Annotated in this window: 11 protein-coding genes; 9 read left to right on the top strand and 2 right to left on the bottom strand. The window is 62.8% G+C overall.

What is annotated here, in order from left to right; translation table 11 throughout:
- Positions 1-30: 30 nt before the first annotated feature.
- Entirely contained in the window at positions 31-2,133 is a 2,103-nt protein-coding gene (locus AC07UR_RS26500) for an oxidoreductase (protein ID WP_209789768.1), read from the bottom strand.
- 244 nt (positions 2,134-2,377) lie between these two features.
- On the opposite strand from AC07UR_RS26500, the gene AC07UR_RS26495 reads away from it, so the two are divergent.
- A complete protein-coding gene (locus tag AC07UR_RS26495) occupies positions 2,378-3,016 on the top strand; it encodes a TetR/AcrR family transcriptional regulator (RefSeq protein WP_173424052.1) in 639 nt (212 codons plus the stop codon).
- 91 nt (positions 3,017-3,107) lie between these two features.
- Here AC07UR_RS26495 and AC07UR_RS26490 read toward each other — a convergent pair whose 3' ends face one another.
- Positions 3,108-5,201, bottom strand: coding sequence for an oxidoreductase (locus AC07UR_RS26490; RefSeq protein ID WP_209789767.1), 2,094 nt, complete (start codon positions 5,199-5,201; stop codon positions 3,108-3,110).
- Between the two features lie 584 nt (positions 5,202-5,785).
- Here AC07UR_RS26490 and AC07UR_RS26485 point away from each other — a divergent pair.
- The 8 genes from AC07UR_RS26485 to AC07UR_RS26450 are packed head-to-tail and all read left to right on the top strand — an operon-like array spanning position 5,786 to position 15,150.
- Positions 5,786-7,048 carry an MFS transporter gene (locus tag AC07UR_RS26485; protein WP_209789766.1) on the top strand — a complete coding sequence of 421 codons (1,263 nt, stop codon included), beginning with the start codon at positions 5,786-5,788 and terminating at the stop codon, positions 7,046-7,048.
- Entirely contained in the window at positions 7,048-9,063 is a 2,016-nt protein-coding gene (locus AC07UR_RS26480) for a CocE/NonD family hydrolase (RefSeq protein WP_173424049.1), read from the top strand. Before AC07UR_RS26485 ends, AC07UR_RS26480 begins: the two co-directional genes overlap by 1 nt.
- 30 nt (positions 9,064-9,093) lie before the next feature.
- Positions 9,094-10,041: an ABC transporter permease gene (locus tag AC07UR_RS26475; protein WP_209789765.1), complete on the top strand. Its 948-nt coding sequence runs from the start codon at positions 9,094-9,096 to the stop codon at positions 10,039-10,041.
- The gene (locus tag AC07UR_RS26470; RefSeq protein WP_234941749.1) at positions 10,038-10,943 is read left to right on the top strand and encodes an ABC transporter permease; all 906 of its coding nucleotides are present in this window, start codon (positions 10,038-10,040) and stop codon (positions 10,941-10,943) included. Before AC07UR_RS26475 ends, AC07UR_RS26470 begins: the two co-directional genes overlap by 4 nt.
- Entirely contained in the window at positions 10,940-11,812 is an 873-nt protein-coding gene (locus AC07UR_RS26465; protein ID WP_209789764.1) for an ABC transporter ATP-binding protein, read from the top strand. The genes AC07UR_RS26470 and AC07UR_RS26465 overlap by 4 nt, the downstream gene beginning before the upstream one ends.
- The gene (locus AC07UR_RS26460) at positions 11,809-12,810 is read left to right on the top strand and encodes an oligopeptide/dipeptide ABC transporter ATP-binding protein (RefSeq protein WP_209789763.1); all 1,002 of its coding nucleotides are present in this window, start codon (positions 11,809-11,811) and stop codon (positions 12,808-12,810) included. The genes AC07UR_RS26465 and AC07UR_RS26460 overlap by 4 nt, the downstream gene beginning before the upstream one ends.
- 36 nt (positions 12,811-12,846) lie before the next feature.
- Entirely contained in the window at positions 12,847-14,391 is a 1,545-nt protein-coding gene (locus AC07UR_RS26455) for an ABC transporter substrate-binding protein (protein WP_209789762.1), read from the top strand.
- 9 nt (positions 14,392-14,400) lie between these two features.
- On the top strand, positions 14,401-15,150 hold the full coding sequence (locus AC07UR_RS26450; RefSeq protein ID WP_209789761.1) for an electron transfer flavoprotein subunit beta/FixA family protein: 750 nt from the start codon (positions 14,401-14,403) through the stop codon (positions 15,148-15,150).
- Positions 15,151-15,168: the final 18 nt, after the last annotated feature.

Raw genomic sequence — 15,168 nt, 5'->3', positions numbered from 1 at the left:
GCGCGCCGAAAGGCGGTCGTGACCGTGTCGTCATTCCGCCGCGTCTGCCTGCTCAAAGCCGGGTTCACAGTCTGTAATCGGCGTGTCGCGCAGATACAGCCTGTGTCCGTCCCTTTGGCCAAGCTCCCGGGCGGCCTTGTGGCCGCTGTGCACCGCATGGGCGATCGCACCGGGTGCGAGAGCATCGCCAATTGTCGTGACGCTGGCGATGCCGGCCGCCTCTACCTCCGCCCGTCGGAGATCCAGGGCCTCGCGGAGGGCGCTGCGCGGCCGGCGCAGGCCGACGATCAAGATCGAGCGGCAATGCATTGCCGTTTCCTCGCCGGTGAACACATGGGCAAGCGTGGCCATTTCGCCGTCGAAACCGGTGACCGTCTGCAAAGTTGTAACGGGGATCCGGCGCTGCAGCAGGGCGCGGTGCACCAACGGCAGTTCATTCGTCATAATCGTCCAGGCCGATGCCTGGCCGGCGGGGGTTACATAGGAGACCTCCATGCCCTTGGCCGCCAGATGCTCCGCCAGGACGCCGCCGTAATAATAGTTGTCGAAATCGAAGACGAGCACCGGTCCTGCCGGCAAGCGTCCCGCAGCGATGTCATCGGGCGTATAGACCGCTGGATGTTCCAACTGGCCGACCGGGATTTCCAGTGTCGAATAGAGCATGCGGGTCCACGCGGCGCCCGTTGCGAGAATGAGGTGATCTGGGGCAAGCTCGAGGATATCGTCGACGCCAAGCGGGCTTTCCAGGTACATGGACACATTTGGAAGATCGGCGAGACGGCCAAGGCGGTAGTCCACGACCCGGTTCCAGGCCGCAAGGCCCGGTAGCGTCTTTTCAAAGCTCAGTCGCCCACCCCAGCTCGTCCCGGCATCGGCAAGCGTTACCTCATGGCCCTGGCGCGCAGCGGTGAGCGCGCATTCGAGGCCCGAAGGCCCTCCGCCAACGATCAGGACCTTCTCGCGCTTGCGAGCAGGTGCAATCCGCTCCGGATGCCATCCGCGACGCCATTCCTCGCCTGCGGTTGGGTTCTGCGTGCAGCGAACGGGGACGCCGTCATGCCAGCTCGAAATGCAGATGTTGCAGCCGATACACTCGCGGATCTCCTCGATGCGGCCCTCCCTGATCTTGTTCGGCAGGAACGGATCGGCGATCGAGGGACGCGCGCCGCCGATCAGGTCGAGAACGCCCCGACGAATCTGGGAGACCATCGTGTCCGGCGACGTGAAACGGCCGACGCCGACGACAGGCTTGTCCGTCATCCGCTTCACGAAATCGATTACCGGCTCATGGCTGCCTTCGCCGGTGAAACGCGAGGCGGAACAGTCTGTCGGGCTTGAATCCATCTTCACATCGAAGAGATCGGCATGGTCGGAGAGGAGCGAGATCAATTCATGTGCCTCGGATTCCTGATGCGTGCCCGGCCGGCCGCGCAATTCCTCCAAGCTGACTCGCAGCGCCACACCGCAATCGGTGCCGACCGCCTCCCGTGTCACCTCAAGCAGTTCGCGCACGAAGCGGATGCGGTTTTCAATCGGTCCGCCATACTCGTCGCAACGATGATTGTATTCGGGCAGCAGAAACTCGTAACCGAGATAGCCCATGCCGGCATAGACATAGACGATGTCGAAGCCGGCGCTGCGCGCCTTGCCAGCGCCTTCCGCCTGCCATCGCAGAACGTCGCGGATATCCGTTTTGTCCATGACGCGCGGGCGCAGATTGCCCATGAAGCCGACATGCGTCGCCATCCAGGGGATACCCGAGGGCGACAGTGGCGGCAGGCGGCTCGCCCGGTTCATCACCGCCGCGCCGCCGTGCCAAAGCTCCACGCCCGCAAGCGAGCCGTGGCGATGGACTGCCTCCGTCATCAGGGCGTGTGCGCGAATGTCGTTACGGTCCCAGAGCGTGGCGAAAGGCAGCGGTGTATCGTCCGAAGTCGGGTCGATGGAACAGGCGCCCGTACAGATCACGCCCCACCCGCCCTCGGCCTTCGTCTCACGGAATGCGGCGCGCACCCGTGGTAGGGCATTGGTCATGCCGCTGGCATGCGGCACCTGGTAGAATCGGTTTGGCGCCGTGACCGGGCCGATCCGCACAGGTTCGAACAGCACATCGTAGCGAGCATCTCGCGTCATGCTTCCAGTCCTCGTTCCCCGCCCGCCATGTACTGGCAGGTCATTGGCGACAGGATAGGCACTGAGCACGTCACTTCGCAAGAGAAATTATAAGATCGTATAACAAGTATAATTATCGTTTCATCGCAATATGATATTGCATATATTCGTCGATGATACACAGTGGTTGTCCAGCTGATTGAGCTCCCCTCTGGTAAATGGCGGGGCATCACCCACAGCTCGGCAGACAAGAGGCAGGGGCGCATTGGCAAGAAAAGTCGTAGCAAAGGGCAGGGCGCGTTTTCACCGGGAAACGCCCGAGGACCGACGTCGGCAGCTTGGCGAAGCGGCGCTTCGCTGTATCGTCAAACATGGCAATGCCGGCGTTTCCGTCCGGCAGATCGCGGCGGAAGCGGGTGTGACGCAGGGCTTGATCACCCACCATTTCGGCGAGATCAACGAACTCGTCGCCTATGCTTTCGACATCATGTCTGAAGGCCTGCTGCAATCGCTGTTGAAAGCCGTCGCAGATGCCGAACCGACGCCGCAAAAGCGCCTGGACGCCTTCATCAACGTGTCCTTCTCTCCCATGCTGTTCGATCGGGGCGTGCTCGGTGTCTGGGTGGTGTTCTGGGGACTCGTTCTCCATTCCCCGCGCATGAGTGCCTCGCAGCAGGGCGAGTATTCCAACTATGTCGGTGCCATCGAAGGGTTGCTCGGCGATCTCGCCGCCGACGAGGGGTTCGGGATCGCCGACATTCGCCTGAGCGCCATCGCCTTTACTGCACTCCTCGATGGCCTCTGGCTCGCCTGGTGCCTCAACCCGGCCTCCTTCAAGCCTGAGGAAGGCATGCAGCTCTGCCGCAACTGGGTCGAAGGCTTACGCCGAGGTGCTTACGCATAACCGAAGCGTCTGGCCGCAACTGGTGATCAGAATAGCGCCCGTGGCGACCATGCCAATAGGCCGCTCCCCCCTTCACTGACTAAAGGCTACCTCATGAAGATGGGAGGTCTTGGAGCGTTGCGATGTCCTCCCGAAGGAAGGGGACGCGATCGCTATCGACTTGTTGCTGATAGGTGCGGGCATACTGGTGACCCGAGTAGACGGCGGCAGCGATCAGGCCGGGGGCCAGGCAGTCGCCGAGCCGGACAACCGTCTTGATGCCGGCATCGGCCCAATCCGCTTCCCGGGCTTTCAAGTCTCGCCAGAGGGTTTCGTCAGGCAATCGCGCCGTGACCGGGACGAGTGTGTCGCAGTCGATCGACCGGATCTTACCGCTGTAGACGCAGGCGAGGTCGAGTCGATCCTTGGTTCGGCCGGCAAGGCTCATGGCGGGGATGATCTCGACGCCAAGATCTATGAGACGCTTCTGCACGCGTCCCTGTTCCAAGGTATTCTTGCTCCAGGGCGAAACCTGTGGTTCGGGTGTGACAAAGGTCACCAGCCGGCCGGCCTTGGCCAGCAGTTCCGCAAGCACGCTGCCCATGTAGAAGCTGTCGTCGTCGAAGACCACGACTGGGCCACGCTCAGAAACCGCCTGGGCGCCTTCGGCAAGGAGGGCATCAGGCGAAACCAGCGCGCCCTCTGCAAGAAATTCGAGCGGCCGCCGGTGGGTGCGACCGACACCATCGCATCGCCAGCTTGCGCCGGTGGCAATCGCGACATGAGGAATGCCATATTGCAGCACGTCCTCGGCGCTGAGCGGACTATGAAGATAGAGCTCGGCATTGACCTTGGTGCTCAACTGACCGATGCGCCAATCGCGCACCCGGCCCCAGGTGGCAAGTCCCGGCAACCGGCATTCACGCGCCACCCGTCCGCCCCATTCCCCACTTCCTTCCGCGAGCACGACATCGACCCCACGCTGCGAAAGCGCGCGTGCCGCCTCCAGGCCTGCGGGGCCTCCGCCGATGATCAGCGCGGGTTCGGGCGCGGGCATTGATGCGATGATCTCTGGGTGCCAGCCCTTGCGCCATTCCTCCCCGATCGTCGGGTTTTGCGTACAGCGCATGGGCACATTGGTATTGTCGCCGGAAGCGCAGATGTTGCAGCCGATGCATTCGCGGATGTCGTCGATGCGGCCTTCCTCGATCTTCTTCGGCAGATAGGGATCGGCGATCGACGGGCGTGCCGCACCGATGAAGTCGAGGACACCCTGGCGAACTACCCGCACCATGCTGTCCGGCGAGGTATAGCGCCCGACGCCGACCACGGGCTTGGTCGTGACGGATTTGACGAAGCGGATGTAGGGCTCCTGGTAGCCTTCCTCGGAGAAGCGAGCGGTCTGGCTGTCGTTCGACCAATCGGAGAGGTTGACGTCCCAGAGGTCCGGAAGCTCGGCGAGCGCTGCGATGATGTCCTTGCCTTCCCCCTCGCTGGTAATTCCGGCGGGTCCCATCAGTTCGTCGACGGCCAGGCGCACGGCAAGCGCACAGGTGTCTCCGATCGCCTCCCGTGTATCCTCCATGATTTCGCGAAACAGCCGCAACCGGTTTTCGAAGGAGCCGCCGTACTCGTCGCTGCGGTCGTTGTGGCGGCGCGACAGGAAGTGTTGAAGCACGCTCATGTCATGGCCGGCATAAAGATAGACGATATCGAATCCGGCTTTCCTGGCACGCAATGCCGCATTGCGGTACCAGCGGCGCATATCGGCGATGTCGGCCTTGTCCATGGCGCGCGCCTGAACAGGGTCGAGGCTGTCGCTGACGGCATGGGACGGGGCAAGCGGGATCATCCGGCTAAACCGATTGGCGACATGCAGGCCGTTGTGAACCAGCTGGATGGCCGCGAGGCTGCCATGGTCATGGATGCGCGCGGTGACGGCGGAAAGGGCCGGCATGTCACCTTCGTCCCAAAGGCGCGCCTCATTTGCCGGCGTCAGATCCGAGGTCGGGTGGATTTCCGCCTCCTGGGTGGAGACGACTGCCCAGCCGCCCTCGGCCTTCATGCCACGCAGATGGGCCTCGGCATTCGGATAGCGGTAGCCCATGCCGGAACAGTGCGGCACCTGATAGAAGCGGTTGCGCGCGGTGACCGGGCCGATCTTGACTGGTTCGAAGAGAATATCGAAGCGGGGGTCTCTGGGCATCATCACTACCATGGATAGAATTGTTCTTTGGACAGCGCTGGCCGCTGCGGTTCGGAAAGGCCAGCATAGCCCGGCGCCTTCACCATGCAAGATCATTGCTATACAAACGTATAATTTCCGGCATGGCAAATTGTTTTGAGGTCATTTCGTTTCGTCATGATCCCCTTTGGATTGGAGCGACTCCCTCCAACACAGACCTGGAGCAAGCTCCCATTCTCAACGTTAAACGACGTAAAAACAGCAGGTTGTGCGACAGATCGATGTGCCGTCTCATGGGTGATCATAGGTGTAGGCGCATTGCGGGATTGGTTGCTCGAACATCGAATGAAATGCCATAAATTACATGTTATCAATTACTTCCAGCATTAATTATAAGATCGTATAATTTCTCTTGCGCCAATTTTCAGTTTGTGCGTAATTTGATGCACGACAAAACACTGTCCGGGCCACGATGCGCCGGACGAAAAAGGGTCCTGGCACGCCAAGGTGAATTCCACCTGTGGCTGCAGGCCTGCACATTCGTAATTTGCCTTTAGTGGTCGCTGTTGGAGGCTTGCCGGCTCCCGCAGGGAAGGAGCCGTGTCATGAGTCAGGTGCAAAGCTTGCCTGTTTGGTCGATCGCGTCACCGCTTGCCGGCGGTGCGCTCCATGCGGCCGGATCGGGCCTGTTTCATACCCTGTTGCCGTTGCGGCTGGTTTCGGCCGGCGACGGCGCCAGCATCGTCGGCCTTGCCGTCATGGCCGAAAGCGCCGGGTTTCTCGTCGGCTGCGTTGGCTCCACACGCCTCATTCGCTCAGTCGGTGAAGTGCGCGCCTATGCGGCCTTTTCGGCGCTGGCGGCGGTCCTTCTTCTTTCCATGGCGTTCAATCCCGGCATCGCCGCGCTCATGGCGGTGATGGCGGTGATGGGCTTCGTCAACGCCGGCCAGACAGTCATCATCGAAAGCTGGCTGAACGCCATGGTGCCGAACAGCGGGCGCGGGCGGGCGCTGACACTCTATGTGCTGGTCATCGGTCTCTTCTACGGGCTCGGGCAACTGCTTGCGCGGGATATCGATCCCGGTGGCAACGACATGCTGATGTTTTCCGCCGCCTTTTACGTGCTGGCGCTGGTGCCGGTCACCGCCATCTGGGTGGGTGAACCGCAATTGCACGCGCCAGTCGGCATTCACATCCTGCGGGCGTTCCGCACCTCTCCGCTCGGGGCCTTCGCCTGCCTTCTAACAGGGCTCGTATCCTCGACCTTCGCCAATATCGGCTCGCTCTACGTGCTCGATCTCGGCTTCACCCAGGACCGCATCGCTCTCCTGATGTCGGCGGTCGTGCTCGGCGCTCTCTTCCTGCAATTCCCGCTCGGCGCGCTGTCCGACAAACTCGACCGCACCAACATGATGCTCACGCTCGCCGTCGTTCTCGTCGTCGTGTGTGGGTTGTTCTTCACAATCAGCGTTGCAACACCCTTCTGGATGCTACTGATCCTGTTTTCAGTCTTCGGCGGCATTTCCGAGATTTTCTATCCGCTCGGCGTCGCGCACGCCAACGATCGCGCCGAGCCCGCCGATTTCGTCCCACTCTCGTCGAACCTGCTGCTGATCTGGGCCTTCGGCGGCACGGTCGGACCGATGATCGGCGCGACCGGGATCGAGCACTACGGAGCGAACGCCTTCTTCTGGTATGCCGGCGCGCTCTCCATCGCCTTCGCCTTGTTTGCTCTTTGGCGCCGCCTGCGGCGGACCGGCGTGAAGCGGCGCAAGGATTTCGTCACCTACCCACAGACCTCGCCCGAGGTCTACCAATGGCTGCCTGCCGCCGACAATCAGCCCCCCGAGAAGAACGAGAAGCCGTGATGTCCGTTGTCACCTCCTTTCCACGCGCCGTGCGCTGTCTTGATCCCGTTTTCATCTCGATGCGTGACGGTTGCCGCCTGGCGGCGACGATCTGGTTACCTGAAGATGCCGAGGTGTCGCCGGTGCCGGCGATCCTCGAACTCATTCCCTATCGCCGTCGCGATGGCACGGTGTTCCGCGACGTCAAGATGCACCCCTATGTCGCCGGCCACGGCTTTGCCTGTTGCCGGGTCGACATTCGCGGTTCTGGCGACAGTGAAGGCATTCTGACCGACGAATATACCGAGCAGGAATTCGACGATGCCGAGGACGTCATCGCGTGGCTCGCCACTCAGCCCTGGTCCACCGGCGCGGTCGGCATGACCGGCATTTCCTGGGGCGGTTTCAACGCCTTGCAGGTTGCAGCCCGTCGGCCACCGGCACTGAAGGCGGTGATCGCACTCTGCTGCTCCGATGACCGTTATGCCGACGATGTACACTACAACGGCGGCTGTCTTCTCACCGAGGATGCCATGTGGTCGTCCTTCATCCTCGGACTTGGCGCCCTGCCGCCGGATCCGCAGATGGTCGGCGAGCGCTGGCGCGAAATGTGGATGGAGCGGCTGGAGGCTTCCAGCTGCTGGTCCGACATTTGGCTGGAACACCAGCGGCGCGATGCCTACTGGCAGCGCGGCTCGATCTGCGAAGATTTCTCCAAGGTGGACATCCCGGTCTATGCCATCAGCGGATGGGACGACACCTACTTCAACGCAGTGCCGAGGCTTCTGGAAAACCTGCCGGGGCCACGCAAGGGGCTCGTCGGCCCGTGGTCGCATGCCTACCCCTTTCTCGGCGAGCCGGGACCGGCGATCGGTTACATGCAGGAGGCCATCCGCTGGTGGCGGCAATGGCTCTGCGGCATCGAAACCGGCATCATGGAGGAGCCGGCCTATACGGCCTGGATCATCGAGCCGCACCAACCGGCGCCTTTCTACGCTGATCACCCCGGTCGCTGGGTCGGCGAAGAAGCCTGGCCGTCGCCGAACGTTGAGACCCGCACCTTGCATCTGAACGCAGTGGGGCTGGCCGACGAGCCCGTTCCCGGCGAGGCGCTTGTCCTCTCGACACCCACCGTGACGATGCAGGATTTCGGCCGCTTTGGCGGCTACGGCGGCGATGCACCCGACATGGCGCTCGATCAGCGGCGGGAAGATGGTCTGGGCCTGGCCTTCGACACCTGTCCGCTCGCTGCCGGCTTCGATATGCTCGGAGCGCCGGAACTCGAGATCCGCGGCACCTGCGATGTCGCCAATGCCCAGCTCGTCGCGAAGATCTGCGATGTCGCGCCTGACGGTACTTCGACACTGGTCACGTGGGGTTGCCTCAATCTCACCCACCGCAACAGTCACGAGAAACCGCAAGCTCTGCAGCCGGGCGAGATGTTCACCGCCCGCATCACTCTTGGCCATATCGGCCGCCGTTTCCCAGCCGGTCACCGTCTCCGGCTGGTGTTGACGACACAACTCTGGCCGATCCTATGGCCGTCACCGGAGCGGCCAACGATCTCGCTGGCAACGGGTGCAGCCAAGCTCTCCATTCCCGTACGGAAGTCGATGGCGGGAGAGGCGACGCCGACCTTCGCCCCGGTCGAGATCGCACCGCCGCTTGAGGTCATTGAGATCGCGCCGATGCAACATCGCCGCGAAATCCATCGTGACGTCGGCCCCGGTCGCGAGGCGATCGTGCTCACAAGCGATTTTGGCAGGTACAGGCTACCGGACCGATCGATCGTGACCGCCGCCAGTGTGATCGACCGCATGGAGCTGACCGACAGCGACCCGCTTTCGGCCGCGTTGGAGACGGGCTGGCAGATGGCTTTCGCCAGCGGCGACGCTGACGTCGAGACCCGTTCGAAAGTCACGTTGACGTCGACCGCAACCCAGTTTCGCCTGCATTGGCACCTTCTGGCGCTGGAGCGGGGAGAGGTCGTCTTCGAACGCGCGGGCGAACGAGATATCGACCGGGACCACCTCTAGCTCCGGCCAACCAAAACAAAGGGGGGAACCATGACATTCTTCATTCTGCGGCGGGTAGGGCTTGGCATCGCCATCCTCTTCGTTGTCGCTCTCATGCTCTTCAGCCTGATGCACATGATCCCGGGCGATCCGGTGGTCGTCGCACTGGGCGCTCGCTCAACGCCGGAAATGCGCCTTGCCTTCCACGAGATGATGGGCCTCGACCGTCCGTTCTATGAACAGCTTGGCCTGTTTATCGGCAGGCTCTCCGTCGGGGATCTCGGCGAGGACGTGTGGAGCCGGCGACCGGTGCTGACGATGATCGCCGAAGTGATGCCGCACACGATCACGCTCGCGCTTGCAAGTTTTGCCTGGGCGGTCGCGCTCGGCGTTGCCCTCGGCTGCCTTGCGGTGCTCTATCGCGGACGCTGGCCGGACTGGCTGATCGGCCTGCTCTCCATCGGCTTCGTCGCCGTGCCGTCCTTCGTCGTCTCGCTTTATACGCTGCTGCTCTTCGCAGTGACGCTGAACTGGCTGCCGGCAATCGGCGCCGGCGAGATGTCCGATCCGCTCGGTTATCTCAGGGCCCTGATCCTGCCGTCGTTCGCGATCGGCCTCGGCTGGGTCGGCTACGTTTCGCGCATCGTGCGCGCCGCTATGATCGAGGCGATGAACGAGCCCTATGTGCGCACGCTGCAATCCTTCGGTGTGGGCCAGCGCCGGGTGGTCCTGCGCTACGCGCTTCGCCAGTCCATGCTGTCCGTGCTCTCGGTCATCGCCATCGGCTTTGGCGGCCTTCTGACTGGCTCGGTCTTCGCAGAGATAGTCTTTTCGCGACCGGGTCTCGGCAAGATGACCTACGACGCCGTCATCACCCGAAATTTCCCTGTGGTCATGGGCACCGTCATGGTGACCGCCGCCCTCTATATCGCCTGCATGATCTGCGCCGATATCCTCGCGGCTCTGCTGGATCCGCGCGTGAAGAGGGCCCTTCAATGAGCGAGGCAGTCTCCAACATGCATGTCGCCAGCGGCTTCAACCAGAGACGTTCCTTCCGGATCGCGCGCACGCTGCGCCAGATCCTTTCCACGCCGCTCGGCGCCATCGGCGTGGTGCTTGTTACCTTGATCGTGCTCATCGCGGCGCTGGCGCCCTGGATCGCCCCCTATTCGCCAACCGCAATCAGCGTGACCGAGCGTCTCGCCGGCCCGTCGGCTGCCCATTGGCTGGGCACCGACCAGCTGGGCCGCGATCTCTTCACCCGCGTCATTCTCGGCACGCGCACGGCAATGACGGTCGCGCTGGTTTCGCTCACCACCGCTCTTGCCGCCGCCATTCCACTCGGCTTGATTGCCGGCTACGGCCCGCGCTGGCTGGATGGCCTGCTGGTCCTCGTCTTCGACAGCCTCAGCTCGTTGCCGATGATCATGTTCGGCCTGGCAATCGTCGTGCTGCTCGGACCCGGCGTCTCCACGGTGATCCTGGTCATCGTCGCCTATTCCGTCCCGTCCTATGCACGGCTTGTGCGCGCGCAGACGCTCAGCCTCAAGGCACGGGATTTCATCCGGGCCGAGCAGGTGATGAACGCCTCCAGCCTGCGCATCCTTTTCGTCCATCTCCTGCCCAACGTCGTCGGACCGCTGCTCATTCTTGCCTGCCTCGACCTCTCCACGGTGATCACGCTCGAGGCCGGGCTTTCGTTCCTCGGCCTCGGCGTCAAGCCGCAAGTACCGAGCTGGGGTAACATCCTGTCCGATGGCTTCTCGGTGATCCGCAACACGCCGGTGCCGGTCCTCGTCGGCAGCATACCCATCGTGCTCGCCACGATCGGTTTCACCTTCTTCGGCGAGGCGCTGCGCGACGCGCTCGATCCCAAGCTCGCGACGGAGAAATCGGCATGAGCACCGAGCAACAACAGACACGCCCGGTGCTTGAGATCGACGAACTGTCGATCTCCTATGGCGGAAGGCCCGCTGTCTCGAATGTCAATCTCACCATCCAGCCGGGCGAGATCGTCGGCATCATCGGCGAGAGCGGCTCGGGCAAGTCGACACTTGCCCATTCCATTCTCGGCCTTCTGCCCTCATCGGCCGCCGTCAGCGGCAAGGCCCTGTCGCTCGCCGGCAAGAATTTGCTCGGCGCCGACGGGCCGGCGTTCCGGTCCGTTCGCGGACCGGGGGCCGCCATGGTCTTCCAGAACCCGATGACCACCTTTAGCCCACTGCACCGGTTGGGCGATCAGCTCACGGACCTCCTGTGGCGCGAGACGGCTTTTTCCAAGGAGGAGAAACGGCAGCGCATCGTCGCCGTCTTCAAGCAAGTCGGACTTTCCAACGCTGCCGGGCGGTTGTCGAACTACCCGTTCGAACTCTCCGGCGGCATGCTCCAGCGCGTTGCCATCGCCGCAGCGCTGATGATGCGGCCGTCGCTTTTGATCGCCGACGAACCGACGACCGCCCTCGACGTCACCATGGAGGCGCAGATCCTCCACCTGATCCGGGAGCTGCGCGCCGAGGCGGGTGTCGCCGTGCTGATGATTTCCCACCATCTCGGCGTCATCGCCGAAATCTGCGATCGTGTGGTCGTCATGTATGCCGGCCGCGTGGTCGAGCAAGGCCCGGTCGAGGCCATTTTTGCGAACCCGACGCACCCCTACACCAAGGCACTCTTTGCGTGCGAGCCGGCGCTGATCGCGCCCGGCGTGAACCGCATGCCGGTCATCGACCACGAGGCCCTGCGCCGTCACGCAGACGAGAGGAAAACGGCATGACGAAACAGACACCCATTCTCGAGGCGCGCGGCCTCGGCATCGCCGTCGGTACGGGCGGTGGCATCTTCTCCGCCGGGCGCAAACTCGACATTGTCATGGATGTTTCTCTGTCGCTCCGGCCCGGCAAGATCGTCTGTGTCGTGGGTGAAAGCGGTTCGGGCAAGACCACGCTCGGCATGGCGCTTGTCGGTCTGACGCCGCCGACGACAGGAGAAATCCGTTTCGACGGCGCCCCCCTTCAGGACTTCTCGAAGGCCAGCTTCAGACCGATCCGCGACAAGACCGCGCTGCTCTTTCAGGACCCGGCCTCCTCCTTCAATCCGCGGCAACGCATCGGCGACATCATTGCCGAACCCCGTCGAATTTCCGGCGAGGGCGCAACGACGTCCGAGGCCATTGCCTCCCTGGCGCAGCTTGCCGGATTGCCATCCTCTCTGCTTTCCCGCTTTCCCCATGCCCTTTCCGGCGGCCAGGCGCGTCGCGCTGCGGTTGCACGGGCTCTCTCCGTCGTCCCGCGCCTGATCGTTGCGGACGAACCGACGGCCGGTCTCGACGTTTCCGTGCAGGGCGGGGTGATGAACCTCTTCCTGGACATCCGCGAGAAACACGACACCGCCTTCCTGATCATCACCCACAATCTAGCCGTGGCGCGGCACATTTCCGACGAGCTGGTCATCATGTATCTCGGACGTGTCGTCGAAAGCGGGCCGACGGCGGAAATCTTCCGCAATCCCCAGCACCCCTACACAAAGGCACTGCTCGACAGCGAACCGGTGCCGGATCCGAGGCACCGGCGAAACGAGCCGCCTGTGATCGGCGAAGTGCCTAGCATCTTCGCCCGTCCATCCGGCTGTGAATTCCACGAGCGGTGCCGTTTTGCGCAGGACCTGTGCCGAAGCGAGGCTCCGCGGGAGACCGCCGGGGTGAACGGCCAGCGGGTGCGCTGTCATTTTCCGATAGGGCAGGCCGTGGGCGAACCAGCACTCGCCATCGCCTGACCCTATCGAACCACCATCTGAGGAGGGAGAATTCAGATGTCCATGAACAGACGACAATTCCTGACAGTATCGGCCGCCGCCGCAGGGGCGCTGATGCTCAGGCCACGCCTTTCCTATGCCATCGATGGCGACACGCTTGTCGTGCGCGGCGGCACGGATATCCAGATCCTCGACCCCGCTTTCCAGAACGGGTCGCTGGAGGAGGAGATCGGCCGGTGCATCTACCCTTCGCTCAATCGCCTCAACGACGTGCGTGCGACGCCCGGCTGGCAGGCCTATGCCGCCAAAAGCCTTGTGCAGAAGTCGCCGACGGAAATCGAGTTCGAGCTGCACGACTGGCTGGAGTGGACTGACGGTTTCGGGCCGGTGACCGCCGAGGATGTAAAATACTCCTTCGAACGTGTTGCGACGCCCGCCAACAATTCCCCCTGGGCCTATGCCTTCGACACGATGGAGACGGTCGAGGTGACGGGCGAGCGCACGGGGATCATCCGGCTGAAGACACCGTCCGTCCCGTTCTGGGTGACGACGCTGCCCTATTACATGGGTCATATCGTCAGCCGGAAGGCCGTCGAGAAGGTTAGCGGCAAGTTCACAACGGAACCGCCGGCAACGGCCGGGCCGTACCGGATCGAAGCATGGGTGCCGAAGCAGTCGCTGCTGCTCACGCGCAACCCGGCCTGGAAGGGCGCTCAGCCGTCATTCCCGGCGGTGAAGTTCGAAATCGTGCTCGACGACGAGGCAGCGGCGCTCGCCTACGAGGCGAAGGCGGTCTCCTATACCAAGGTCAGCCTCAATACACTGGCGACGTATCGCGATAGGTTGCCGGAAGGAAGCGACCTCATCGAAATGAACGGCAGCCGGCTGATCTGGCTGAACCTCAACCTCACAAACCCGAAATTCGCCGACGAGCGGGTGCGCCGCGCGATCCAGCATGCAATCGACGTCAGCCAGATCATGGCCGGATCCTATTCCGATCTGGCCCAACCGGCGACCGGCGTCGTCCCGCCCGGCATGATCGGCCATCGCGAAGCGATCCTTTACGCACCGGATATGGAAAAGGCGCAGGCGCTTCTGGAGGAGGCTGGGGTTTCCGATCTCAGCATCACGCTTTCGGCGCTGAATGACAAGACGAGCCTCTTGACCTGCCAGATCGTGCAGGCACTGCTCAGCGTCATCGGGGTGAATGTGGAGATCAATGCCGTCGACGACGCGGTTTTCTGGACGCTGGGCGACAAGGCACCGGACGGCAGCAACGCACTTGAGATGGTGCTGATGAATTTCGCAGGTGGTGTCGATCCGGCGGAAAACCTCGCCTGGTTCCGTCCCTCGCAGATCGGCCAGCTCAACTGGTCGCAGTTTGACAGTCCGGACTTCGAAAACCTCTATCTGCAAGCAATGGCCGAGCCGGACCAGGCCAAACGCAACACGATGTATCAAAAGATGCAGGACTTGATGGAGCAGTCGGGCGGCTTCGTTTTCCTGACCCATGAGACTTTCGCCGCCGTGGCGCGACAGGGCATCAAGCCTTTCCTGCTGGCGGATGGCTACATCGACATTCCCCGGTTCGAAAAGGCGTAAGGAGCAACCATGAAAATACTTGTGACGGTTAAGCGGGTGGTTGACTACAACGTCAAGATCCGGGTGAAGGCGGACGGCTCGGGCGTCGAGCTGGCGAATGTGAAGATGTCGATGAACCCGTTCGACGAGATCTCGGTGGAAGAGGCGCTGCGGCTGAAGGAAGCCGGCAAGGCCGACGAGGTCGTGGTCGTGTCGGTGGGTCCGGCCAAGGCCGAAGAGACGCTCAGGACCGCGCTCGCCATGGGCGCCGACCGGGCGATCCTGGTCGAGACCGAGGACCAGGTCGAGCCGCTCGCTGTCGCCAAGATAGTCAAGGGTGTTGCCGAGGCAGAACAGCCGGGGCTGATCATCGTCGGCAAGCAGGCGATCGACGACGATTCGAACCAGACCGGCCAGATGCTGTCGGCGCTGCTCGGCTGGGCGCAAGGCACGTTTGCCTCCAAGGTCGAGATCGGTGATGGCAAGGCAACCGTGACCCGCGAAGTCGACGGCGGCCTGCAGACGATCGACATCAAGCTGCCGGCAGTGGTCACCACCGACCTGCGCCTCAACGAGCCGCGTTATGCCTCGCTGCCCAACATCATGAAGGCGAAGAAGAAGCCGCTCGACAAGAAATCGCCCGCCGATTTCGGCGTCGACACCACGCCACGGCTGAAGGTGCTGAAGACCGAGGAGCCGGAAGGCCGCAAGGCCGGCATCAAGGTCAAGTCGGTGGCCGAACTGGTCGAAAAGCTCAAGACCGAAGCCGGCGTGCTTTAAGTTTCAGGAAAGGGAGAT

The sequence above is a fragment of the Ensifer sp. GW821-FHT05G01 genome (assembly GCF_059419585.1).
The sequence above is the reverse complement of the archived record's forward strand: the minus strand, read 5'-3'. Positions and strand labels throughout refer to the sequence as shown.